This window comes from Amycolatopsis sp. CB00013 (assembly GCF_001905755.1).
Taxonomy (GTDB): domain Bacteria; phylum Actinomycetota; class Actinomycetes; order Mycobacteriales; family Pseudonocardiaceae; genus Amycolatopsis; species Amycolatopsis japonica.
Window position 1 is genome coordinate 4,957 of the sequence record NZ_LIWC01000003.1, and the last position, 23,690, is coordinate 28,646.

General features: G+C 68.9%; 22 protein-coding genes. 15 read left to right on the top strand and 7 right to left on the bottom strand.

Annotated elements, in window-relative coordinates; translation table 11 throughout:
• Positions 1–418 precede the first annotated feature (418 nt).
• Entirely contained in the window at positions 419–1,189 is a 771-nt protein-coding gene (gene cobF / locus AMK34_RS19695) for a precorrin-6A synthase (deacetylating) (RefSeq protein WP_073846372.1), read from the bottom strand.
• Positions 1,190–1,285: 96 nt separating this feature from the next.
• Between cobF and AMK34_RS19700 the strand changes: the two genes are divergently transcribed.
• From AMK34_RS19700 to AMK34_RS19705, 3 genes are read left to right on the top strand one after another with little or no spacing between them, the layout of a single operon-like run.
• A complete protein-coding gene (locus AMK34_RS19700; RefSeq protein WP_038517508.1) occupies positions 1,286–1,492 on the top strand; it encodes a heavy-metal-associated domain-containing protein in 207 nt (68 codons plus the stop codon).
• Complete coding sequence (locus tag AMK34_RS43200; protein WP_198941705.1) at positions 1,489–1,653, top strand: hypothetical protein; 165 nt, start codon at positions 1,489–1,491, stop codon at positions 1,651–1,653. Before AMK34_RS19700 ends, AMK34_RS43200 begins: the two co-directional genes overlap by 4 nt.
• Positions 1,650–3,878 carry a heavy metal translocating P-type ATPase gene (locus AMK34_RS19705; RefSeq protein ID WP_274534436.1) on the top strand — a complete coding sequence of 743 codons (2,229 nt, stop codon included), beginning with the start codon at positions 1,650–1,652 and terminating at the stop codon, positions 3,876–3,878. The genes AMK34_RS43200 and AMK34_RS19705 overlap by 4 nt, the downstream gene beginning before the upstream one ends.
• Here AMK34_RS19705 and AMK34_RS19710 read toward each other — a convergent pair.
• Positions 3,829–4,110, bottom strand: a complete 282-nt coding sequence (locus AMK34_RS19710; RefSeq protein WP_007034631.1) for a metal-sensitive transcriptional regulator — start codon at positions 4,108–4,110, stop codon at positions 3,829–3,831. The two genes, AMK34_RS19705 and AMK34_RS19710, sit on opposite strands and share 50 nt — an antisense overlap.
• A gap of 168 nt (positions 4,111–4,278) precedes the next feature.
• Between AMK34_RS19710 and AMK34_RS19715 the strand changes: the two genes are divergently transcribed.
• Complete coding sequence (locus AMK34_RS19715; protein ID WP_073846373.1) at positions 4,279–4,641, top strand: YciI family protein; 363 nt, start codon at positions 4,279–4,281, stop codon at positions 4,639–4,641.
• On the opposite strand, the gene AMK34_RS19720 is transcribed toward AMK34_RS19715, so the two are convergent.
• Positions 4,638–5,306 carry a M protein gene (locus AMK34_RS19720; RefSeq protein WP_073846374.1) on the bottom strand — a complete coding sequence of 223 codons (669 nt, stop codon included), beginning with the start codon at positions 5,304–5,306 and terminating at the stop codon, positions 4,638–4,640. The two genes, AMK34_RS19715 and AMK34_RS19720, sit on opposite strands and share 4 nt — an antisense overlap.
• 212 nt (positions 5,307–5,518) lie before the next feature.
• Here AMK34_RS19720 and AMK34_RS19725 point away from each other — a divergent pair, with 212 nt between their 5' ends.
• Positions 5,519–6,214, top strand: coding sequence for a maleylpyruvate isomerase family mycothiol-dependent enzyme (locus AMK34_RS19725; RefSeq protein ID WP_051972639.1), 696 nt, complete (start codon positions 5,519–5,521; stop codon positions 6,212–6,214).
• Here the strand turns inward: AMK34_RS19725 and AMK34_RS19730 are convergent, their stop codons facing one another.
• From AMK34_RS19730 to AMK34_RS19745, 4 genes are all read right to left on the bottom strand, one after another.
• Positions 6,215–7,549, bottom strand: coding sequence for a copper resistance CopC/CopD family protein (locus tag AMK34_RS19730; RefSeq protein WP_073846375.1), 1,335 nt, complete (start codon positions 7,547–7,549; stop codon positions 6,215–6,217).
• A complete protein-coding gene (locus AMK34_RS19735; protein ID WP_073846376.1) occupies positions 7,546–8,124 on the bottom strand; it encodes a hypothetical protein in 579 nt (192 codons plus the stop codon). Before AMK34_RS19735 ends, AMK34_RS19730 begins: the two co-directional genes overlap by 4 nt.
• A gap of 118 nt (positions 8,125–8,242) precedes the next feature.
• Complete coding sequence (locus AMK34_RS19740) at positions 8,243–8,929, bottom strand: winged helix-turn-helix transcriptional regulator (protein ID WP_038517493.1); 687 nt, start codon at positions 8,927–8,929, stop codon at positions 8,243–8,245.
• A gap of 40 nt (positions 8,930–8,969) precedes the next feature.
• On the bottom strand, positions 8,970–9,809 hold the full coding sequence (locus tag AMK34_RS19745; RefSeq protein ID WP_174492052.1) for an AfsR/SARP family transcriptional regulator: 840 nt from the start codon (positions 9,807–9,809) through the stop codon (positions 8,970–8,972).
• 209 nt (positions 9,810–10,018) lie between these two features.
• Here AMK34_RS19745 and AMK34_RS19750 point away from each other — a divergent pair, with 209 nt between their 5' ends.
• From AMK34_RS19750 to AMK34_RS19795, 10 genes are all read left to right on the top strand, one after another.
• Positions 10,019–12,289: a TOMM precursor leader peptide-binding protein gene (locus AMK34_RS19750; RefSeq protein WP_073846377.1), complete on the top strand. Its 2,271-nt coding sequence runs from the start codon at positions 10,019–10,021 to the stop codon at positions 12,287–12,289.
• A 42-nt stretch (positions 12,290–12,331) separates the two neighbouring features.
• A complete protein-coding gene (locus AMK34_RS19755; RefSeq protein ID WP_073846378.1) occupies positions 12,332–13,777 on the top strand; it encodes a SagB family peptide dehydrogenase in 1,446 nt (481 codons plus the stop codon).
• Positions 13,778–14,032: 255 nt separating this feature from the next.
• Entirely contained in the window at positions 14,033–14,914 is an 882-nt protein-coding gene (locus AMK34_RS19760; protein ID WP_038517485.1) for a helix-turn-helix transcriptional regulator, read from the top strand.
• 161 nt (positions 14,915–15,075) lie between these two features.
• A complete protein-coding gene (locus AMK34_RS19765) occupies positions 15,076–16,029 on the top strand; it encodes a DUF1702 family protein (RefSeq protein WP_274534444.1) in 954 nt (317 codons plus the stop codon).
• A complete protein-coding gene (locus AMK34_RS19770; protein WP_073846380.1) occupies positions 16,026–17,990 on the top strand; it encodes a CRTAC1 family protein in 1,965 nt (654 codons plus the stop codon). The genes AMK34_RS19765 and AMK34_RS19770 overlap by 4 nt, the downstream gene beginning before the upstream one ends.
• Positions 17,987–18,982 carry an enediyne biosynthesis protein gene (locus AMK34_RS19775; RefSeq protein WP_198941706.1) on the top strand — a complete coding sequence of 332 codons (996 nt, stop codon included), beginning with the start codon at positions 17,987–17,989 and terminating at the stop codon, positions 18,980–18,982. Before AMK34_RS19770 ends, AMK34_RS19775 begins: the two co-directional genes overlap by 4 nt.
• Positions 18,979–20,331, top strand: a complete 1,353-nt coding sequence (locus AMK34_RS19780) for a cytochrome P450 (protein WP_038517477.1) — start codon at positions 18,979–18,981, stop codon at positions 20,329–20,331. The genes AMK34_RS19775 and AMK34_RS19780 overlap by 4 nt, the downstream gene beginning before the upstream one ends.
• 5 nt (positions 20,332–20,336) lie before the next feature.
• Entirely contained in the window at positions 20,337–20,894 is a 558-nt protein-coding gene (locus AMK34_RS19785) for a DUF5987 family protein (RefSeq protein WP_038517475.1), read from the top strand.
• Positions 20,891–22,543, top strand: a complete 1,653-nt coding sequence (locus AMK34_RS19790; RefSeq protein ID WP_038517472.1) for a GMC family oxidoreductase N-terminal domain-containing protein — start codon at positions 20,891–20,893, stop codon at positions 22,541–22,543. Before AMK34_RS19785 ends, AMK34_RS19790 begins: the two co-directional genes overlap by 4 nt.
• 2 nt (positions 22,544–22,545) lie before the next feature.
• On the top strand, positions 22,546–23,496 hold the full coding sequence (locus tag AMK34_RS19795) for a carboxymuconolactone decarboxylase family protein (protein ID WP_073846381.1): 951 nt from the start codon (positions 22,546–22,548) through the stop codon (positions 23,494–23,496).
• The last annotated feature ends 194 nt before the right edge of the window (positions 23,497–23,690 follow it).

Sequence of the window (23,690 nt, forward strand, 5' to 3'; positions counted from 1 at the left end):
GCCGATGGTACTGCAACCGAAGGGTTGTGGGAGAGTAGGACACCGCCGGACTAACATTAAAAGAGGGCTTGGGCCCCGGTCGAGAACCACGAGTTCTCCCGGGGCCCAAGCCCTTTTTTCATACCCGAAACCCGCCACACCCGTGATCAGACACCGATCACCCGTGATTGAAGGCGGAACACGCGTGATCCCACGGACGACACAACCGGGCGCCGTGTCGTCCACCTGATCACGCGTGTCGTCCGTCTGATCACGCGAGATCCCTCCCCAAACACGCGAGATCCGCCTTCAATCACGTGAGTCACGGCCTCGATCACGCGAGTGACGGGATGAGGCACGTGGAGGTGGGGAGAGCCCGGCGCATTTAGAGGACTAAATGCGAGACGGGGCCCGGCCCGTGGCGGCCGCATTGAGAGGACTAAATGCGGGAGGGGGCGGGGCGGCGTAGGTGGTAGATGTCCATGATCCAGCCCTTGCGGGAGCGGGCGGAGGCGCGGACGGTGCGGATCTCCTCGGCGAGGGCCGCGGTCAACGGGCCGGAGAGCAGGAGCTCGTCGGGGGTGCCGAGGTACGCGCCCCAGTAGATCTCCAGGCCGGTATCGACGAACCGCGAGAACGTGCACCCCGCGTCCAGCATGACGAAGACGTCGTCCACGTCCTCGGGCCAGCCGGCCTCGAGGCGGCGGCCGGTGGTGACCAGGACCGGACGGCCGATCTGGTTCATCGTGGTCCGGTGCCGTGACGTCAGCGCGGCCACGCTGCTCACGCCGGGGATGACGTCGTACTCGAACTCGACGTTCCCGCGGTCGAGCACCGCGTCCAGCAGGGCCAGGGTCGAGTCGTAGAGCGCCGGGTCGCCCCAGACGAGGAACGCACCCCGCTCGTCGGGACCCAGGGAAGCGATCATGGTCTCGTAGACGTCGGTGCGGAGCCGGTGCCAGTCGGCGACGGCCTTCCGGTAGTCATCAGGAGTACGGTCGCGTTCGGGGTCCGGTGCCCGAACGACGCGGTAGCCGGGCTGCTCGACGAAGCGGTCGAGGATCTCCTGGCGCAGAGCCACCAGGTCCTGCTTTTCCGCGCCCTTGTCGAGCACGAAGAACACATCGGTCTCGTTGAGCCGCCGGATGGCCTGGACGGTCAGGTGGTCCGGGTCGCCGGCGCCGATGCCGATGGCGGAGATCTTCCTCATTTCCGCAGTGTCCCCGCACCCTCTGTGCACACCCCTACCCCCACGGGGTATAAAGGAAGTGATCGCTCCACCTGTCCTGTAGAGGAGTTCGCACCGATGGCCGAAACCACCTACATCGTCAAGGGCATGTCCTGCGGGCACTGCGCCGCCTCTGTCACCGAAGAGGTCAGCGAGATCGCGGGCGTCAGCGCCGTGAACGTGGACGTCGCCAGCGGCAAGGTCACCGTCACCAGCGACGCCCCGCTGGACGTCCAAGCCGTCGACGCGGCCGTCAGCGAGGCCGGTTACCAGCTCGTCTCGTGAGCACCGTCGTCAAGGTGTCGGCGTTCGCCGCGGCTCTGGTCGCGGTGTTCGCCGTCGCCTGGGCGATCGGCTCCGCCGTCGGGCCGCTGGACGAGGAGCCGCCGCCCCGGCCGGCACCGACCAGCGAGCACCATAGGCACCACCCGGGAGGCGCGCCGTGACATCCCAGCGGGTCGAACTGGCCATCGGCGGGATGACCTGCGCGTCCTGTGCCGCGCGGGTCGAACGCAAACTGAACAAGGTCGACGGCGTCTCCGCCACGGTCAATTACGCCACCGAGAAGGCACAGGTCGACTTCCCCGCCGCGGTCTCGGTCGAAGACCTCGTCGGCGTCGTCGAGTCCGCCGGCTACACGGCCCAACCGCCCACACCCGACGAGGACGAGGACCAGACCGGCTCCCTGCGAACCCGTCTCGTGGTCTCCGCTGTCCTCGCCCTGCCGGTGATCGTGCTGGCGATGGTCCCGGCCTGGCAGTTCCCCTACTGGCAGTGGGTCTCGCTGGCCTTGGCCGCACCGGTCGTCACCTGGGGTGCGTGGCCGTTCCACCGCCCGGCCTGGACGAACCTCCGCCATGGCGCCGCCACCATGGACACCCTGATCTCACTAGGCGTCGTCGCCGCCACGCTCTGGTCGTTGTACGCGCTGCTGTTCGGCACCGCCGGGACACCCGGCATGCGACACGGCTTCGAGCTGACCATGGAGCGCGGGCACGGCGCGGGCAACGTCTATCTCGAGGTCGCCGCCGGGGTGACCACGTTCCTCCTCGCGGGCCGCTACTTCGAGGCCCGGTCCAAGCGCCGCTCCGGCGCCGCGCTGCGTGCGCTGCTCGAACTCGGTGCGAAGGACGTCGCGCTCCTGAAGGACGGCATCGAGAGCCGCGTCCCGATCGGCGAGCTGAAAACGGGCGACGAGTTCGTCGTGCGGCCGGGGGAGAAGATCGCCACCGACGGCGTGGTGACCGACGGTGGATCGGCCGTCGACCTGAGCATGCTGACGGGGGAAGCCGTCCCGGTCGAGGTGGTGGCCGGGGACGCCGTCGTCGGCGGGACGCTCAACGCGAGCGGCAGGCTCGTCGTCCGCGCCACCCGGATCGGCGCCGACACGCAGCTCGCGCAGATGGCGCGGCTGGTCGAAGACGCGCAGAACGGCAAGGCGCGGGTCCAGCGCCTGGCCGACCGGGTGTCGGCGGTGTTCGTCCCGGTGGTGATCGCCCTCGCGGTCGGCACGCTCGGCTTCTGGCTCGGCGCGGGCAGCGGAGCCGACGCCGCCTTCACCGCCGCCGTCGCGGTCCTGATCATCGCCTGTCCGTGCGCGCTCGGCCTGGCCACGCCGACGGCGCTGCTGGTCGGCACCGGCCGCGGCGCGCAGCTGGGCATCCTCATCAAGGGCCCGGAGGTGCTCGAGTCCACTCGCGCCGTCGACACCGTCGTGCTGGACAAGACCGGCACGGTGACCGCCGGGAAGATGAGCCTCACCGACCTATTCGGCGACGACGAGACCGAGGTCCTGCGCCTGGCCGGGGCGGTCGAGCACGGCTCCGAGCATCCGATCGCCCGCGCGATCGTCGCGGCCGCCGAGGAGCGGCTGGGTGAGCTGCCGCCGGTCGGCGGGTTCCGCAACGTCGAGGGCCTGGGTGTCGTCGGCGAGGTCGAGGGCAAGACCGTCCTGGCCGGGCGGTCCGCTCTCCTCGACCGGCACGGCATCGCCGTCGGCGACGAGTTCACCCAGGCCAAGAAGATCGCCGAGGAACGCGGCGCGACCGCGGTCGTCGTCGCCTGGGACGGCGAGGCACGCGGTGTGGTCGTCGTCGCCGACACGGTCAAGCCGACTTCCGCCGAGGCCGTGGCCGGTTTGAAGGCGCTCGGCCTCCGGCCGGTGCTGCTGACCGGGGACAACGCCGGTTCCGCGGAGGCCGTCGCCGCCGAAGTCGGGATCGACGAGGTCGTCGCGGAGGTGCTGCCCGCCGAGAAGGTCGACGTCGTCAAGCGCCTTCAAGCGCGAGGCAACGTGGTCGCCATGGTCGGCGACGGCGTCAACGACGCGGCCGCGCTCGCGCAGGCCGACCTCGGCCTCTCGATGGGGACCGGGACCGACGCCGCGATCGAAGCGGGCGACCTCACCCTGGTGCGCGGCGACCTGCGCGCGGCCGTGGACGCCATCCGGCTCGCGCGCCGCACGCTCGGCACGATCAAGGGCAATCTGTTCTGGGCGTTCGCCTACAACGTCGCCGCCCTGCCGCTGGCCGCGCTCGGCCTGCTCAACCCCATGATCGCCGGGGCCGCGATGGCGTTCTCGTCGGTTTTCGTCGTCACCAACAGCCTGCGGTTGCGACGCTTCAGGACCGGACCAGCCGGGCGATGGCGTCGGACGCCTCCCGGACCTTGAGGTCGGCCTCTTCGCCGCCCGCGGCGGCCGCGTGGACCACGCAGGTGGCGAGGTGCTCGTCCAGCAGTTCGAGGGAGAACGACTGCAGCGCCTTCGTGGCCGCGGACACCTGGGTCAGGATGTCGATGCAGTACTTGTCCTCTTCCACCATCCGCTGCAAACCGCGGATCTGCCCCTCGATCCGGCGCAGGCGCTTGAGGTAGGCCTCCCGCTCGGTGCCGTAGCCCGTCATTCCCGCACCCGTTCTCTCGTCGTTCCCTGTCGTCTTCCCACTATACCCTCCCCACGTATGCGGCCGGAGAGCGGAAAAAAGTGGGTGTCAGGATGTCGAGAACGATCCGGCCGCTCCGACTCCTGCGTGAGTGGCCGGGCGCCGGCCGCACGACCAGGAGGAACACCGATGAAGTACATGATCATGATCACGATGAACCCCACCGCCTGGGACGCCCTCCCCGAAGAGGAGCGCAACGAGGTGGTCGCCCGTATCGACCCTTTCATGAAGAAGCTCACCGAGAGCGGCGAACTGCTCGGGACGCAGGCGCTGGCGGAGCCGAAGGACAGTACGGTGGTCCGGGTGCGTGACGGCGTCCCGGTGGTCACCGACGGCCCGTTCGCGGAGTCGAAGGAGTACCTGGCCGGCTTCTACCTGGTCGAATGCGACAGCAAGGAGCGGGCGATCGAGATCGCGGGCCAGATCCCGGACGCGCACATCAACGCGATGGAGATCCGGCCGGTGGTCTTTTCTTCGGGTGACCCCGCTTAGGTGGCGGCCGCTTCGGTGCCGGTGCGGGCTTCGGGCCTGCTCCGGCGCTGAACGGGCACTTCCGGTTTCGGTGAGTCCGGTACGGCCAGCACCACGCCGGCTTCGGTGAGTAGTTCGCGGCAGCCGACCAGCTGTTTCAGCACGTCGTCGCGCAGGCGGAGGGCCACATCGGCCTTCTGCCGCGCCTCGGCGACCAGGCGCTCGCCCTCTTCGGCGGCGTCGTCGAGCAGTTTCCGCGCCTTCGCCTGCGCGGCTTCGTCCCGTGCGGCGAGCGCGCGCATCGCCTCCGCGCGGCGCAGCGTCATGGCGCGCTCGAAGTCTTCGGCGATCCGCTTTCGTTCCGCCTCGGCCTTGGCGGCCTCTTCGGCGGCGCGCGCGGTGATGTCGTCGGCTTCCTCGCGCGTGAGTTCGAGCATCCGGCGCGAGCGTTCCTGCAACGCGTCCGGTGCGATCGGCACGCGGCTGATCCGGTCGACGCTGGCTTTCAGTTCGCGATTTTCCTCTTGTGTGGCGGCGAGCTCGCCGGCGAGAGCCTGCCCACGGCGGATCGCTTCGTCGCGTTCGGCTTCCACTCGTCGTAGTTCGGCTTCCACCTCGCGGACGAATTCCCGGACCTGGGCGCGATGGAAACCACGCCACGCCAGATCGAAGCCGGGCATCTCCATTGGTCACCTCCACAGTGGTCGATGTGTCACCGTTGGGCGCTTTTCTTTGCCACACGGGGCTTTCAACGACCAGTGTGCCTGAAGCCGCGACGACACGCGCCACGGGTGGGTGGTCTTTGCGGTGAACGGTCCGCCGCAAGCGGGAAGAAGGGTGAAGTCTCCCGGCGGTGGGAGAATGGACGGCCATCGCATATCCGACGGGAGGTGGCCGCGTGACGAGCAGCCGAATTCGGGTCCCTGGCTGGAATACGGCGACAGCGGCCGAAGGATATCGGCAGGTCAGGGAGAACATCGCGATCTTGGTCGCCGATCACGCGGGGGCGGGCGAGCGGGCCGTCCCGGCCTGTCCACAGTGGACCGTGCGCGACCTGATCGCGCATCTGACCGAGATCTGCGATCGGGTGATCACCCGGTTCGGTGGCGAGGCCTGCCCGATCCCGGAATCCGCGTCGGCCGTCGAATTGCTGAAACTCTGGCTCGAACGCGGTCCCGAGGCCGACACCCTCCTCGCCGCCGACGGTGGCGGGAAGAGCCGTGGCGACATCATGGTGATGGACGCCTTCACCCACGAACTCGACATCCGGTACGCGCTCGGCGCTCCGCCGCCCGAAGCGCACGCGGCCTGGCTGCGGGGATTCGAAGTGCTCGTCAGCGGGCTCGGCGCCTCGCTGGGCAGGCACGGACTGCCGGGGATGCGGCTCGAGACCGAGGGCGCGACCTGGATCGCGGGCACCGAGCCGGTCGCGGCGGTGCTCTCGGGCGCGCCCGCGGACCTGTACCGGACGCTCGCCGGTCGCCGGAGCCCGGCCCAGATCGCCGCCATGGACTGGCTGGGCGATCCCGAGCCGTGGCTCCGCGCCTTCACCTGGGGACCGTTCACCCCGCCGGAAGCGGAGATCGAGCGGTGATCAGCCGGTCGGGGACATCGACGACAACGCCGCGGCCAGCGCGAGCACCACGGCCACGATCAGCACCTCGACGCCGACGCTGACCCGCAGTTTCCGCAGGTCGGCGGTCACCACGCCGGTGCCGCCCCGGCCGGAGATCCCGCGGCGCACCGCCGTGCGGCTCAGGTTCGCCACCAGCAGCAGCGCGGCGAACCCGGTCAGCTTCAGCACGAAGACGATGCCGTAGGCCGACGTCCAGAGCGCCTCCACCGACGGGACGAGCCGGAAGCCCAGGTAGGCGCCGCTGACCACCATGATCACGATCGACCGGGTGGCGATCGGATGGAACCGCGCCAGCGCGGGCTCGGCCTCCGACGCCGAGTACTTGCCGCGCAGGAGCACGGCCAGCTGGATCAGCCCGCCCACCCAGACGGCCATCGCACCGAAATGCGCCAGGTCGGCGCTGACCGAGAGGAACATGATCTTGTCGGCCACCGCGTGCCCGGTCGCGGAGAAGCTCAGCATCACGATGAACCCGGCCGCGATGCCGAGGTTCTCGTGGCGCGACCGCAGCCGGTCCGGCAGGTCGCCCGCCAGCAGCCGCCGCACGATGACGGCGAGCGCGATGATCGCGGCCAGGCGCAGCAGCAGGAGCTTCCCGTACGCCACCCGCAAGGTCGCCTCGATCAGCGCCCCGTCGAAGATCGCGCCGACGCCGCGGCCCGCGACGTACGGGCCTTGCAGCAGGAACCCGGCCACGGCCGTGACACCCGAGAGCCACAGGCCCGCGGTGATCAGCTTCCGTGCCGCCGGGTCGGTCCGGCCGCCCGGACGGCAGACCAGCAGGAACACGAGCCCGCCGAGCAGCGCGACCCCGCCGAAGGACCCCCAGCGGAAGGTGGTGAACAGTGCGTCGGTCACCGGGTCGGTCCCGGTGGAGGCGGACACCGCGCCCGCCGACGTGATCAGGGGACCGGTGCCGATCACGAAGGCGATCGTGCCGCGCACCGGATGCGAGTCGGTCGAGACGAAGGCGTACTCGACGAGATAGCTGCCGTCGGGAAGGTCGGGTTCGAGTGCGACGGCGACCTCTTCGGCGACTTCGCCGGGTTGGAACACCGGGCCGGACACCACGTCGGTGCCCTGTTGGTCGACGACCTTGATCGAGTTCGGCTGGATGCCGATGTTCTCCGACAGGGTGACCGAGACCCGCGCCGGCGCCGAGGTGAGCCGGGCGCCGTCGGCGGGATTCGAGGAGAGGAGTTCGACATGGGCCGAGGCCGGGGCCGCGGCGAGTACCGCGACCCCGAACCACGCCGCCACGAGGGCCAGGAGCGCGAAGAGTCTCCCGGTCACGATGCCGCGGTCGCCAGCTCACGCCGGCTGACGGGCGAGCACGTGCAGCCGGTCAGCTCCCGCTCGGCGGCGGGTGCCTTCCGGTGCACGAGCATCGCGATGATCATCGGGATGGTGACGACCGTGTTGTAGAACAGGTGCAGTTCCACGCGCGGGATGAACAGCTGGATGATGCTGCTCGGCGCGGTGCCGCCGCCGAGCCGCCAGCCGGTCTGCGCCTGGATCAGCAGGAGCAGATGCTCGATGTGGTGCCAGAACTGCAGGCCGAGCGCGAGGTTCCACCACTGCCGCGAGCGGTCGGCGAAACCCTTGCGCAGGGCGAACAGGAAGATCAGCATGACGATGGCGTAGCCGTAGTGCAGCCATTCGGAGCTGATCAGCTTGGGGAACGGGATCCCGAGCACGCCGCGGGCGTCCGGGGTCTTCCAGCCGAGCGCGTAGATCTGGAACGCCTGCACGAGGTGTTCCGCCCAGTGGGCCACGACGACCACCGCGAAGGTGAGGAGCGCCGCGCGGTGGTATTTCCCGTTGAGCGAGGCGAGCAGACCCGGGCGAGGCGAATCGAGTGCGGCCATGAAGGGGCTCCTTGTGGCGAAAGACCGACCGGTGACGGATGTCGACGATATCCCGCGCTTCGAGGATTTCCGTTACTCCGGATTGCCTGATCCGACCTGCGGTAGTACGCCGGATGGCTCAGCGGACGACGATTCCGTCCGGCATTTTCGGAGCGGCGGGAATATGGAACAGGTCCGTGAACAGTTCCAGATATTCGAAGGCGCCCTCGATGCGGATCTTCCCGGTCCGCGTCGCGTCGGCGGCGGTGAGATCCCCGCTCAGCAGATCCTTGATGAACGGGCCCAGCGGTTCGATGACCGCGTCGGCGCCGGGGTGTGCGCCCTCCGCGACCTTGAGCGCGCCGTCCTCGACGATCGCGTGCACGACCATGTCGCCCGGGTACCGCAGCTCGTAGGTGACCTGGACGCCCTTGGCCTTTTCACTCCGGAAGGTCGTGTACAGCGACAGGATCGCCGAATCCAGGGTGAAGACGTCCTCGGCCGCCGGCCGCCCGAGCGAACGCGCGCCCCAGAGCCCGAGGTCCAGCACGATCTGGTCGAGTTCGCTGCCGTACTCGGTGAGCTCGTAGACCACCGCGGCGTCGAGCTGGGGGAGCAGACGGCGGCGGAGCACACCGGACTGCTCGAGTTCGTTGAGCCGCGCGGACAGCGTGCTCGCCGGGATCTTGGGCAGACCCGCCTGCAGTTCGGTGAACCGCTTCGGGCCGAGGACGAGGTCACGGACGATCAGCAGCGACCAGCGTTCGCCGATGATCTCCAGCGCGCGGGCCAGACCGCAGAACTGTCCATAGGTACGACTGCTCATCCGTCGATCCTCACTTTCGTTTCCGTGGCGGGAGCGGGGTTCACGCGGGTTCACCTTCGGAAAGCAGGTCGTGGTGCAGGACCTGCAGTTCGTCACAGGGTTCCACGCCCAGTTCGTGGTTGAGCCTCGCCCGCACCTGACGGTACGTGGCGAGCGCGTCGGAGCGCCGCCCGCTGCGGCCGAGCACGCGGATCAGCTGCCCGTGCAGCGCCTCGTCGAGCGGGTTCGCGGTGACCAGGGAACGCAGTTCGCCGATCAGCTCGTGCCGCATCCCGGCCGCGATGTCCGCCTCGATCCGCAGGTGCAGCGTGCTGCGCCGCTGCTCGACGAGGTCGATCGCGTACGCCGACAACACCGGTCCACAGTGGACGTTCGCGAGCGGCGGCCCGGACCACAGGTCGAGTGCCGACCGGAAGGCCTTCGCCGCTTCGGTGTGCTCGCCGCGCAGATGGAGCTCGCGGCCTTTGTGCTGCAGCTCCTGGAACTCGAAGACGTCGACCTGCTCCGGCGCGATCCGGAACACGTATCCCGGCGGTTTCGTCGCCAGCATGGTCTCGCCGTACGGGGCCAGTTCGTTCTCGTCGATGCACTTGCGCAGCTGGTAGACGTAGGTGTGCATGGTGGTGCGGACGCTGCGCGGCGGGTCGTTGGCCCACAGTTCCTGCACGATCGTGTCGATGTGCACGATCTTCCCCGGGCTCATGACCAGCATGGCGAGCACCTGCAGCAGCTTCGGCGTCGTCGGCGCGTAGTCGATCCCGTCCCGCACGAGTTCGAGCGGGCCCAGGAGGCTGAAACGGACGGGGCTTGCGGGCGAGGCCGGAATCGGGTTGGGTGCCGAGCCGTGGTGCTTGTCCGCTACTCGTGATCCGGTGTACATCGCAAGCGCCCTCCAGCTCGATACGCGTCGTGCCTTCGACAGTGACAGAGCGGCCGGTCACCGGGCCAGTGAGCCGTCCACCAGGGCCCGCATGCGTGTCTCCCGGAAGGACATGGGTTTTTCACGTCCGACGCATGAATCGCACACTGGCCGCTACCTGGCCCCGCGCAGCAAGATTCGAGAATCGAACCGACCTACTGGGGGTCATCATGCGCGAGGCATCGTCCACGCCCACCTCGTTCGGCGGACTGGGATTCAAACGGCATCTGCGTGCGGAGATCAGTGAGGGCAACGGTGCCTACCTGTTCTCCGAACAGGGGGTGATCGCGATCCGCGGCGCGCAGGTCGCGTCGGTGGCCGCCCTGCTCGACGGCACCCGTGACCTCGACGGGCTCCTGTCCGCCTGCCCGGAGGGGATGAACCCCGAACAGGTCACCGGTGTGGTGGCCCGGCTGGTCGAGGCCGGTCTGGTCACCGTCCACGTCCCGGACGAGTTCAGCGGGGACGAGCGCGCGCTCGCGTACTGGGACGCGTGCGGTCTCGACGCGTCCGCGGTGGCCTGCCGTCCGAAGCCGGCGACGGCGAGCCTGACCGCGATCGGCCGCGGCGTCGACACCTCGCAGGTGGCGAACGCGCTGGCCGCGAGCGGCATCGAAGTGGTCGAGACGGCTTCCGAACTGGCCATCGTGCTGTGCGACGACTACCTCGACCCGAGGCTGGCCGAGATCGACGCCGAGCACCGGCGCACCGGACGGCCCTGGCTGCTGGCCCGGCCGTCGGGTTCGCAGGTGTGGATCGGCCCGATCATGCAGCCCGGCCGGTCCGGTTGCTGGCACTGCCTGACGAACCGGTTGTGGGGACACCGGCACGCCGAGGCCTGTGTGCAGGAGGTACTCGGGCACGACGGTCCCGCGTCGTTCCCGATGCCCGCCGTGCCGCCGCTGACCGCGGCCGCGTCGCAGCTGATCTCCCTCGAAGCGTCCAAATGGCTGGCGGGGCACCGCTATCCGGGGCAGCAGGCCGTGTGGATCCTCGACACCCTCGACCTGCAGGGGCGGCTGCACGAACTGCGGCGTCGCCCGCAGTGCCCCGAATGCGGTGACGAAAGCATCGTCGCGACACGGACGGCCGAACCGGTCGTGCTGCGGGAGGCCAAGAAGGCGACGTCGGGCGGTGGCGGGCACCGGACGCTCACCCCGGTCGAGGTGCTCGACCGCTACGGCCACCTGGTCAGCCCGGTCACCGGCATCGTCAAGGAGATCGCCCGCGACCCGAGGGCGCCCGCGTTCGTGAACGCGTACCGCTCCGGGCTGAACGTCGCGCGCCGGGTGCGCGGTGAGGCGGGGCTGCAGGCCGGGTTGCGCGGGGACAACGGCGGCAAGGGCGCGAGCCCGATCGACGCCGAGGTCGGCGCGCTGTGCGAGGCGATCGAACGGTTCTCGGCGAACTACCAGGGCGACGAACTGCGGATCCACGACACCTTCCGCGCACTCGGCGACGACGCCGTCCACCCGAACTCGTGCATGCTCTTCGACGAGCGCCAGTATGAAACGCGCGTCGAGTGGAACGCCAGGCACGCGAACTTCCAGCACGTCCCCGACCGGTTCGACACCGAGGCGGCCGTCGACTGGACACCGCTGTGGTCGCTCTCGCAGCAGCGGCGGAAGCTGATGCCGACGGCGTACCTCTACTACGGGGTGCCGCCGGAGTGCGGGCTCACCGGGATGCGCGCGGACTCCAACGGCTGCGCGGCCGGAAGCAGCGTCGAGGACGCGATCCTGCAGGGCCTGCTCGAACTCGTCGAACGCGACGCCGTCGCGATGTGGTGGTACAACCGGCTTCCCGTGCCCGGCGTCGACATCGCGTCGTTCGACGACCCGTGGGCCGAGGAGATGGTCGGCCAGTACGCGCGGGCCGGCCGGGAACTGTGGGTGCTCGACCTGACCGCGGACCTCGGTGTGCCGGTGATGGTCGCGCTGTCCAGGAGTATCGCCGGGCCGCGAGAGAACGTCATGATGGGCTTCGGCGCCCACCTGGATCCCAGGACGGCGTTGCGGCGGGCGGTCAGCGAGCTCAACCAGATGATCCCCGCGGTGCTCGCGAACGACGTCGAACTCGACGATCCCGACGCGTCGGCGTGGCTCAAGTACGCGACCGTCGGGAACCAGCCGTATCTGCTGCCGGCACCGGGGCGGTCGGCGAAACGTGCCGCGGACTTCAAGTTCGTCCGGCGGCCCGATGTCCGTGACGACGTGGAGTGCTTGGTACGGAAGCTTTCCGCGCTGGGAATGGAGACGCTCGTGCTCGACCAGACCAGACCCGACATCGACCTCCCGGTGGTCCGGGTGGTCGTTCCGGGGCTGCGCCCGTTCTGGAGCCGCTTCGCCCCCGGACGCCTGTTCGACGTGCCGGTGCGGCTGGGCAGGCTCGCCGAGCCGACCCCTTACGACCGGCTGAACCCCTTCCCCATGTTCTTGTAGATCAAGCTGGAGCGACCGTTGACGACAGATCCCCCCGGCGGCATGGCCGAAACGATCCCCTTGTGGTCGCTCACCGACGACAGCCTCGTCGAGATCGGTGAGGACGGCTCGCTGGTGGTCGTCACCCGCTGGGGGGAGTACGAGTTCGTCAACGCGGAACCGCTGGTGCTGGAATCGTTGCGGCGGATGGCCTTGGGGCCGGTCTCGCTGGCGAACGTGACGTCTTCGTGGGAGCCCGTCGAGCGCGAGCCCGATCTCGAAGGCGAGCTGAGCTGGACGGCCGAAGGCGCCGACGCGCTGCGGCAGGCGCTCAAGGAACTCGGCGGTTCCGTGGTGCGCTCGCTGGGGCTAGCCGACGGCAGGGGACCGCTGCTGTCGGTGATCCCGGTCGTGCTCGCCCCGGTGTTCGCGCCGGTGGAGATCCCGCCCACGCGCCCGATCCGGTTGTCCCGCTTCAGTTCCCTGCGGTCCGACGCCGACGGGATGGGGCTTGAGTCGCCGTCCGCGCGCTACCGCGTCGTGCTGTCCCAGCCGTGGGCGGTGCACGTCGCGGCGACACTGGCGACGGCGAAATCGGTCGGGGACATCGTGTCCACCACCGGGATCGACGCCTCGGTGGTCGGCGCGATCGTGTCGTATCTGGTCGCCGCGGGTGTCGTGCAGGTGGCCGGGGAACACGGCCGGTTCGCCGAGGACGACGATCCCGAACTGGGTCTGTGGTCCCCGGACGAACTCTCGTTCCACACCACCAGCCGCACTTGGCGGCCCGGCGGCCCGGCGGACCTGCCCGGCCTCGGGAAACCGCCGGTGGTCAAGGCTTCCACCGGCGACGGGCCGGTCCATGCGCTGTACCGGCCCGATCTGGCCGACCGCGCGGAGACCGATCCGACACTGACGGCGTTGCTGGAGCACGATCACACCTGCCCCGAATTCACCGAGGGCGTGCTGACCGCCGAGCAGATCGGCGAATTCCTGTTCCGCGGCGCGCGAATCCGGTCGATCGGGCCCGCGCACCTGCCGAACGGGCCCGCCCACAGTGCTTCGCAGCGGCCGTATTTCAGTGTCGCCTGCCTGTACGAACTCGAGTTGTACGTCTCGGTCAACCGGTGCTCGGGGCTGGACCGCGGGATCTACCACTACGACCCGCTGGAGCATCGGCTCGGCCTCGTCAACGCCGACGAGGCCGACCTCGACGCGATGCTCGACATGGCGATGATCGGCGGCGGCAACCATCGACGGCCGTCGGCGTTGATCACCGTGACCGCGCGGATGCCGCGGATGGCGTCCGTCCTCGGTGGCGGCGCGTACGCCACCACGCTGGCGCACGTCGGTGCGCTGCAACAGACGCTGTACCTCGTCGCCCGCGCCATGGGGCTGGCCGCGCACGCCGTCCCGGTGGACGCCGGCGACCGCGTCGACCGCGCGCTCAAGCTCGACTGGCCCGCCGAGGTCAGCGTCGGCGAATGCGTCCTCGACCTCCTCGTCTGACCCTCGTGCACCCGCACGCGACTCGCGTGATTGGAGACGTGACTCGCGTGATTGGGCGCGAAACTCGATGATCGCCGTCTGATCACGCGAGTTCCGCGCCCAATCACGCGTGTCACGTCCTGGATCACGTGAGTTCGGCCTTGCGGATCTCGATCGCTCGTCGAGCACACCGAAATCGGCACCGCGTTTGCTGGCGTACAGAGGAAAAGCGACAGCGAATCCGAGGTTGGTCTGATGCAGCTACGAACAGTCGCCATGGCGGCGAACGAGAAAGGCGTCACCGAACCCGGTCGGCCCCCCGAGCCGGCGCCCCCCTTGCAACCTGCGGTGCTGCAGGCCATCTCATCGATGCACGCGAGGTACTTCGACCCGATCACCTTGGGCGACCTGGCATCGGAAGTCTTCGTCAGCCCGTTCCACTTCTCGCGGATCTTCACCAAGGCGACCGGGGTCACCCCCGGCCGGTACCTCACCGCGATCCGGCTCTTCGAAGCGAAACGACTGCTGCTGACGACATCGCTGACGGTGTCGGACATCGTGTGCAGTGTCGGCTACAGCAGTGTCGGCACGTTCACCAGCCGCTTCACCCGTGCGGTCGGGATGACCCCGACCCAGTACCGCGACCCCGAGGTCGGCGAACTGCTCGTCGCGCTGGCCCCGCATTTCCAGCGCCTCCCGACCCTGGAAGCGTTGCACAGCGCCGGAATGGGCAGCGCCACCATGCGCAGCGGCACCGGCACGCTCAGCGTGCGGGTCGAGACCCCGCGCGGGGCGGGCCCGGCGAGTGTCCTCATCGGACTGTTCGCCGAGTCGATCCCGCAGTGCGGTCCCGTCGCCTTCGGCGGCAGGGCGAACGTCCTGTCCGCGGACATCGAGATCCAGAACGTCCCTGAGGGGCGCTGGACCGTCATCGGGGTGGCCGAGCACGCCGCCGGGACCGCGGCCTCCACGTTCTCCATGGGCACGCTGCCGGGCCGCGTCGACATGACCCGGTACGGCCGGGTTCACCTGCGGATGCCCATGCGCGCCCCGCGCCCGACCGACGCGCCGATGGCGATCACCCTCGCCGGCGGTCCGAGCTCGGCCGGGAACCGGATGACCATGCCCGCCTCCGAGTACCTCCGCGCGGTGGCCTGAGGCGAGGTTATTCCCGCGGTCTCCCGATTTCGCAAACCGGGAGAACCGCGGGCGCAACCGTGGAGTGGTCGCGTCGATACCACGCATGTGAGCCTTGAGGAAATCCGGAATTCGAATCCACCCGTTAGGGGGAGAGTGCGTTGGGCAATGGTTGGCGCACGATCAGACGTCGCATGATCACGCCGGACGTCTCCGAGACGTCACTGGACAAGCGCGGTTTCCACAAGAAGAGCCCGGCCGCTCAGGAATTGCTGGAGACCGTCGGTGAGAAGTTCCTGCTCGGCTACGCGCACGCGGTCGAAGCACGGTCCGTTGATCAGGCGGAAGAATGGCTCGAACGCATTCCGGTGAAATACCGCGGCTTCGCCTACGAGGGCGCGGGAATGGGGTACGGAATGCTGGACGGGCTGCCGGGCGGCGGCCGCCGTCACATCGAGGAATTCCTCGACGGCCCCGGCGAAAAGCACGACTACATCATCTACGTCGGCGTCGGCTGGGCGATGGCGCGCTTGCCGCGCTTCCGCTGGCCGTCCGCCGAGGACTTCGACCCGTTGCTGCGCTGGCTGGTGCTCGACGGCTACGGCTTCCACCAGGCCTACTTCAAGACGGCGAAGTACGTCGACGGACGGTTCCAGGACCCGGACTTCTCGTGGCCGCCCGGAAACGGCGGCTACGCGCTGCGGGCGATCGACCAGGGCATCGGGCGGGCGCTGTGGTTCATCTGCGGTACCGACGTCGACCTGGTCGCCGACACGGTCGCGCGATTCCCCGAGCATCGGCACGGAGACCTCTACGCCGGTATCGGGCTCGCCTCGACCTACGCGTGCGGTGTCACCGGTGACGAACTGCTGAAACTGGCCGAATTCGCCGGCGAGCACCGCGGGAACCTCGCCCAGGGCAGCGCTTTCGCCGCCGAAGCCCGCGTCCGCGCCGGGCTGCTGATCCCCGAGACCGACGTCGCCACTCAGGCGATCTGCGGGCTGCCGGCCGAGCGGGCCGCGGCCATCACCCAGGAGGTGCGCCCGGCGACCGTGGTCGACGGCGAACTCCCGGCATTCGAAACCTGGCGACAGCGCATCGCCGAAGCGATTCTTTCTGGAGGTGCAGGGAAATGACCGCGACCTTGGGCTGGCTCCGCAAGCAGCTTGCGGGCATCGTGGCGCTGGTGCTGATGGCGGGACTGTTCGTGGTGGCGCAGCTGCCCACCGTCTCGACCGCCGAAGCCGACACCATGGCTTCGAAGTACGCGTTCGAGCCGTTGACGATCGCCTTGCCGGAAGCGGCGAAGAGCCAGTCGATCCGGACGGTGAACAAGGAGTACGAGCACATCCGCGCCTGGATCTCCTCGGTCGGCGCGGCGATCGCGGTCAACGACCTCGACGGCGACAAGCTCGCGAACGACCTGTGCTTCGTGGACCCGCGCAGCGACCAGCTGGTGATCACCCCGACGCCGGGCAAGGGCGGGGACCGCTACGCGCCGTTCGCGCTCGACGCGGCGCCGCTGCCGATGGGCAAGTACATCGCGCCCATGGGCTGCGTTCCCGCGGACTACAACGAGGACGGCCGGGTCGACCTGCTGGCCTATTACTGGGGCCGCACGCCGATCCTGTTCCTCGCGAAGCCTGGCGCCACGAAGCTGGAGCCGAAGGCCTACGAGCCGGTGGAACTGGTGCCGGGCAACAACTCCAAGAACGGTGAGTACGCCGGTCCATTGTGGAACACGAACGCCGCCTCGGTCGGTGACTTCGACGGCGACGGCCATCAGGACATCTTCATCGGCAACTACTTCCCCGACAGCGCGGTACTGGACGACCGCGTCTCCGGCGGGGTCGAGATGAACAAGTCGATGTCGCACGCCGACAACGCCGGCGGCAAGTACATCTTCCGGTTCACCGGCGCCACCCAGGGCGCCAAGCCGACGGCCACGTTCGTCTGCGACGACAAGGCGATCCCGGCCGACTCGCAGGGTGGCTGGTCGCTGGCGGCCAGCGCCACCGACGTCGACGGGGACAACCTGCCGGAGCTCTACATCGGCAACGACTTCGGCCACGACCGGCTGCTGTACAACAAGTCCCGCCCCGGTCACGTCGAATTCGCCGAGGTGAAGGGCATTCGCGGGCCCAACGAGCCGAAGTCCAAGGTGATCGGCAACGACTCCTTCAAGGGTATGGGCGTCGACTTCGCCGACCTCGACCACGACGGTCTCTACGACCTGTACGTCAGCAACATCACGACGTCGTGGGGTATCGAGGAAAGCCACTTCCAGTTCATGAACACCGCCAAGGACACCGCGGATCTGCGTGGCCGTCTGCAGGGCGGCGAGGCGCCGTGGGTGGACCGCAGCGCACAGGCGGGCACCGCCTGGTCCGGCTGGGGCTGGGACGTCAAGATCGCCGACTACAACAACAGCGGTGAATCGGTGATCACTCAAGCGACCGGCTTCGTCAAGGGCGACGTCAACCGCTGGCCGCAGCTGCAGGAACTGGCGACGTCGAACGACGAACTGCTGAAGCACCCGTACTTCTGGCCGAACATGGTCGCCGGTGACGACGTCGGTGGCGACCACACCCTGCACTTCTGGGCCAAGAGCTCCGACGGCCGCTACACCGACCTGGCCCCGCGCCTCGGTCTCGCGGTCCCGGTGCCCACCCGCGGTATCGCCACCGGTGACGCCGACGGCGACGGCAAGCTCGACTTCGCCGTGGCCCGCCAGTGGGAGCAGCCGATCTTCTACCACAACGTCAGCCCCGACACCGGGTCGTACCTGAACCTGAAGCTGGTGCACGACAAGGCTTCGGCGGACGGCCCGCTCAAGGCGGCGGGGACCGCGGCGATCGGCGCGCAGGTCACCGTCGTCACCCCCGACGGCAAGAAGTACATGGGCCGCGTCGACGGCGGCAGCGGCCACTCCGGCAAGCGCAGCCACGAGATCCAGATCGGGCTGGGCAAGGTCACCGGGCCGGTGAAGGTCTGCCTGCAGTGGCGGGACCTGAGCGGGCAGATCCGCACGCAGGAAGTCCAGCTGACCCCGGGCGACCACACGTTCCAGCTCGGCGCTCAGGCTAAGGAGAAATGACCGTCATGGCTGAGCAGACACTCACGGCACCGAAGAGCAACAAGACGATCACGGCCCTTCGCCGGTTCGCGATCTCGATCACGATCTTCAACATCATCGGCTACACCGTGCTCGGTTTCGAGCAGCCCTACACCTATCCGTTCATCGCGCTGGCCACGGCGTACACCACGGAAATCCTGCTGGAGATCATCGGGGCCCGCGTCCAGGGACGCGACGTCCGCTTCCGGGGCAACGGTTTCAAGGGACTGGTGGAATTCCTCTTCCCCGCGCATATCACCGGTCTCGCGCTGAACATGCTCACCTACGTCAACGACCAGGTGCTGGTCATGATGTTCGGCGTCGTGGTCGCCGTCGGGGCCAAATGGGTCCTGCAGGCTCCGGTGCGTGGCAGGCTCCGCCACTACATGAACCCGTCGAACTTCGGCATCACGATCATCCTGCTGGTGTTCCCCTGGGCGAGCATCGCGCCGCCGTATCACTTCACCGAGCAGGTCGACTCGTGGGTCGGCTGGCTGATCGTCGGCATCATCATGATCTCGGGCACCGTGCTCAACGCGCTGCTGACCCAGCGCATGTGGCTCATCGGCGCCTGGCTGATCACCTTCGCGCTGCAGGCGATCATCCGTGGTCTGGTGTTCGACACCGCGATCCCGGGCGCGCTCGGGATGATGACCGGTGTGGCGTTCGTGCTCTACACGAACTACATGGTCACCGACCCGGGGACGACCCCGTCCAAGCCCGCGTCGCAGATCCTGTTCGGTTCGGGTGTGGCGCTGGCGTACGGGTTCTTCATGGTCGTGCACGTGTCCTACGGCCTGTTCCTCGCCACCGCGCTGGTCTGCCTCATCCGCGGGATGTTCCTGTGGGGCCTGCACTTCTCCAAGAAGGCCACCGAGAAGTGGGAGGCCGAGCAGGCGAAGGCGGCCGAGGTCACGTCCCTGCCCAAGCCGGCCGAGAAGCCGGAGACGGAAACCGGGGCCGTGGCGGCATGACCCCCGGTGCGGAAAGCAGCCGGGCGGCGCGTCTCGTGCCGCCCGGCCCGCCGCGCCGAGCGACCTTCGGTCTGCTGAAGAAGCTCTTCACCGACCGGCTGGCGCTCATGTCGGACTCGGCGGAGGCACACGGGGACGTCGTCCGGATCGCGATCGGTCCCAAGACGATGTACCTGGTGAACCACCCCGACCTGGCGAAACACGTGCTCGCGGACAACGCGGCCAACTATCACAAGGGAATCGGCCTCCAGGAGGCCAGGCGGGCGCTCGGCGACGGGTTGCTCACCAGCGACGGCGACGTCTGGAAGAAGCAGCGCCGGACCATCCAGCCGGTGTTCCAGCCCAAGCGGATCGCGCGGCAGGCCTCGGTCGTCGCGAACGAGGTCGAAGGACTCGTGAAACGCTTGCGGGACACCGAAGGACCGGTGGAGATCCTGCACGAGATGACCGGGCTGACCCTCGGGGTGCTCGGCAAGACCTTGCTCGACGCGGATCTCGGCGGGTTCACCTCGCTGGGGCACTCGTTCGAGGCCGTGCAGGACCAGGCGATGTTCGAAGCGGTGACACTGAGCATGGTCCCGCAATGGGCGCCGCTGAAGAAACAGCTGCGGTTCCGGGAATCGCGGGCCGACCTCCGCCGCATCGCCGAAGAGCTCGTCGAGCAGCGGCTGGCCAACCCGGTCGAGAACGGCGAGGACGTGCTTTCACGCCTCATCGCCACCGACGGGACCCGCGAGCAGATGCGGGACGAGCTGATCACGCTGCTGCTGGCCGGGCACGAGACGACGGCGAGCACGCTGGGCTGGGCGTTCCATCTGCTCGACGAGCACCCGGAGATCGCGGCGAAACTGCGTGCCGAGGCCGACGCGGTGCTGGGCGACCAGTCGCCGACGCACGAGGACCTGCACCGGTTGCCGTACACGGCGAGGGTCGTCGAAGAGGTCATGCGCCTGTACCCGCCGGTGTGGCTGCTGCCGCGGGTGGCGCAGGCCGACGACGAGATCGGCGGCTATCACATCCCCGCCGGATCCGACGTCGTCGTCGTGCCCTTCACCCTGCACCGGCATCCGGCGTTCTGGCCGGAGCCGGAGAAGTTCGACCCGGACCGGTTCGATCCGGACCGGCCGAGCGGGCGGCCCCGCTACGCCTACATCCCGTTCGGCGCCGGGCCGCGGTTCTGCATCGGCAACAGCCTCGGCGTGATGGAGGCCGTTTTCGTGCTGACGATGGTCCTGCGCGATCTCGAACTCAGAAAGCTCCCGGGCTACGACGTGGTTCCCGAGGCGATGCTGTCGCTCCGGGTGCGCGGCGGGCTGCCGATGACCGTGCACACCAGGAACAGGAGGTAGGTTCCGTGGATTCGGACGAACAGGTCGAGGTGTCCACTTTGGAGGCCTACGCGGACACGATCGTGCCGGGGGAGAAGCGCTTTCCCGATGACCACGCCATCGCCGGCGCTTCGCCGGGGCCGGGCGCGGTCGTGGCGGGCGCGCTCGAACTGCTGCACACCGAGGCGACCGGGGTGACCGTCGGGCTGCCGTATCTGGCGCAGTCCCTCAACGAGCACGCGAAGGTCTACGCCAAGGAGAACGCCGTCACGCTGGACGAGTCGCTTCCGCCGTTCGTCGCACTGTCCTTCGCGGACAGGACGGCACTCGTGCGGTCGCTGACCGCGCCGGGACATCCGGAGAAGGACGGCTGGGTCAGTCTCGCCTTGTTCTGCAACATGTCCTTCGACAGCGCGGCGCACAAGCACACCGCCGAAGCCATCGCCGAGGGCCACCCCGGTCTGCTGGCGATGGGGTACACCGCGCCGGACGAAGACGGTCTGTGGCGGTTCCCGAAGTTCTCCTACCGCCGCGAACTGGCCCGAGTCCACCCCGACACCACGCCTTCCGGGAGCCCCGCATGACCGCCTACGACAAGACCGACGTCGTCATCGTCGGCAGCGGGTTCGGTGGCTCCATCCCCGCCTACCACCTGGCCGCGGGCGGAGCGAAGGTCACCGTGCTGGAACGCGGGCCGTGGCTGGAGACGAAGGAGTTCGAGCACGACTATCTGCTCGGCTCGTCCTACACCCGGGCATTCGACTTCGTCGTCGGCGACGGGATGAGCGTGCTCGGCGGGAACTGCGTCGGCGGCGGCAGCGTGGTGTACTTCGCCGCGATGCCCCGCGCGCCGAAGTTCGTGTTCGAACGGCACGGCAGCATCGGCCGTCGCATGTGGCCGTCGGCGCTGACGCGCGACTCGCTGGAGCCTTGGTACGACCGGGTTTCGGAGTCGCTTCCGGTGTCCACACAGGACTGGAACGACGTCTCCTACGCGGGCGGTCTGTGGGCCGCGTTCTGCAACCACTCCGGTCGCACCGCCAACCCCGCGCCGGTCGCGGTGGACAACGACCGCTGCGTGAACTGCAACTTCATGATGGCGGGCTGCCGGTTCGACGCGAAACGCTCGCTGCTGACCAACTACCTGCCCGCGGCGCTCGCGCACGGTGCGAAGATCCGGCCGCTGCACGAGGTCCAGCGGATCGAGCGGATCGACGACGGCGACTACCGCGTGCACTTCACCATCGTCGACGACGAGGACTACCGGCTCCAGTCCGGCAGCGGGACGATCGACGCGAAGGTCGTCATCATCGCAGCGGGCGCCGGCGCGACTCCGGTGATCCTGCAGCGTTCGGAGGCGGCACTGGGCACCATGCCGCACGCGGTCGGCCGGTACTTCTCGGGCAACGGGGAGCGGCTCAACACCGCCATCATCAACGAGGAGCGCGTTCGCGAGGTGCTCGGGCTGTCCCGTGAGGACGGGAAGGTCTACGAGGCCAACCACATCGGCAAGGGCCCGACCGTCGCGAACTGGGACAAGCTCGACGGTTCGCTGCCGGAGTACGAGCGGTATTCGCTGGAGCAGCTGTACTTCCCGCCCGGGCTCGGCACCATCCTCGCGCAGGTGCCGGACGGTGACGAACCGCGCTGGTTCGGGGTGCAGAAGAAGGAGATCCTCAAGAAGTGGGCCTCCTGGCTGACCATCTTCCTGATGACCGAGGACGACAACGAGGGCGTCTTCGGCGCGCCGCCGCCCACCGGCAACGCCTACCGCATCTCGCAGCAGATGCTCGGCCGCGGCCCGCTGAAGTACGACCCGACGCCGAACACCCGGCACGGCTGGGCGCTGGCCGACGCGGAGTGCAAGGAGATCCTCGAGAAGGACGGCCTGGCGAAGGTGGCGCCGTGGACCAACGACGTCGTCGGCGCGTACACCGTGCACCCGCTGGCTTCGTGCCGGATCGGTGACGACCCGGCGACCTCGGCGCTGCACCCGAACCACGAACTCCGCGACCACCCCGGGATCTTCGTGACCGACAGCGCTTCCGTGCCGGGCGCGCTGACGGTGAACCCGGCGATGACGATCGCGGCACTGGCCGAGCGTTCGGTGCCGGGGATCGTGCGGGCGTTGCAGGCACGCGGTGTCGACGTCACCTATGGCGCCCCCGCTCCGGACGGCTCCATCACCGGGCGCCGGGCGGTCGGCAAGCTGTCGCTGGTGGCCGGGAGCTGAGCGTGGCACCCGTGCTGGTGAGGCTCGCGCTGCGGCGCGCGGTGCGTGACGCCCGGTACGTCCGGCCGGTTCCCTTCGGCCGGGCGACCGGGCTCGTGCGTGACGTCTACGTCCGGCTGGAACGCGACTTCGGGATGCTGGCCCCGCCGGTCGCGGTGCATTCGCCGTCACCGACGGTGCTCGCGGCGACCTGGGTGATGCTGCGGGAATCCCTGGTGGCGGCGGGGGAGACGAGCCGGGCGGACCGGGAGATCGTCGCGACACTGGTGTCGCGAGGGAACTCGTGTCCGTACTGCGTCGAGGTCCACGGGATGGCGCTGGACTCGCTCGGGCGCTCCGCGGAGGCCGCGGCGATCGTCGAGGGCCGTCCCGTGGCGGATCCTCTCGCGGGGACTCTTTCGGCGGGGGCCCGCGCGGAACTGACCGCGGTCGCGTTCGCGTTCCACTACCTGAACCGGGTGGTGAGCGTTTTCCTCGGACCGTCACCGCTGCCGCCGACCGTGCCGGATTCGGCGCGCGCGAAGGCGAAGGCCGTCCTGGGGCGATTTCTTCGGCCGGTGACAGGGGCTTCGCCGGGAGACTCGTTGGAGCTCTTGCCGGTGGGTTCCCGGGATTTCGCGTGGGCCGCGGGCAATCCTGTGGTCGAGGACGCGTTCTCGCGTGCTTCGTCGGCGTTCGCCGCGTTGCCGGTGCCTTCGTCCGTGCGGGATGTCGTGAAACGCGAGCTGTCCACTTGGGACGGTGCGCCGCCCGGATTGAGCCGGTCCTGGGTGGACGCCTTCGACGATCCCGCGGTGCGCTTGGCCTTGGTGGTCGCGAAGGCGCCTTATCAGGTGGACGACGCTTTGGTGGCGGCCGCGGGGCTGGGTGATCGGGAGCTGGTCGAGTTGGTGGGGTGGGCGAGTTTCACGGCCGCGGCCCGTGCCGTTTCGGTCGCCCCGCTTCGTGGCTAGTGCGGCGTACTGCCGGTGTTGTGACGCGAAAGCCACTTTCGCAACGTTGAACGTTGCGAAAGTGGCTTTCGCGTCGTCGTAGGTCGGGTCAGTCGGCCAGATGACCGATTCCGTTCAACAACATGAGAGAAGACTCCGAGTCCGCCTCCGGTTCATGCTTGACCGGACTGCGCGAACGGACGGCGGCCGCGTAT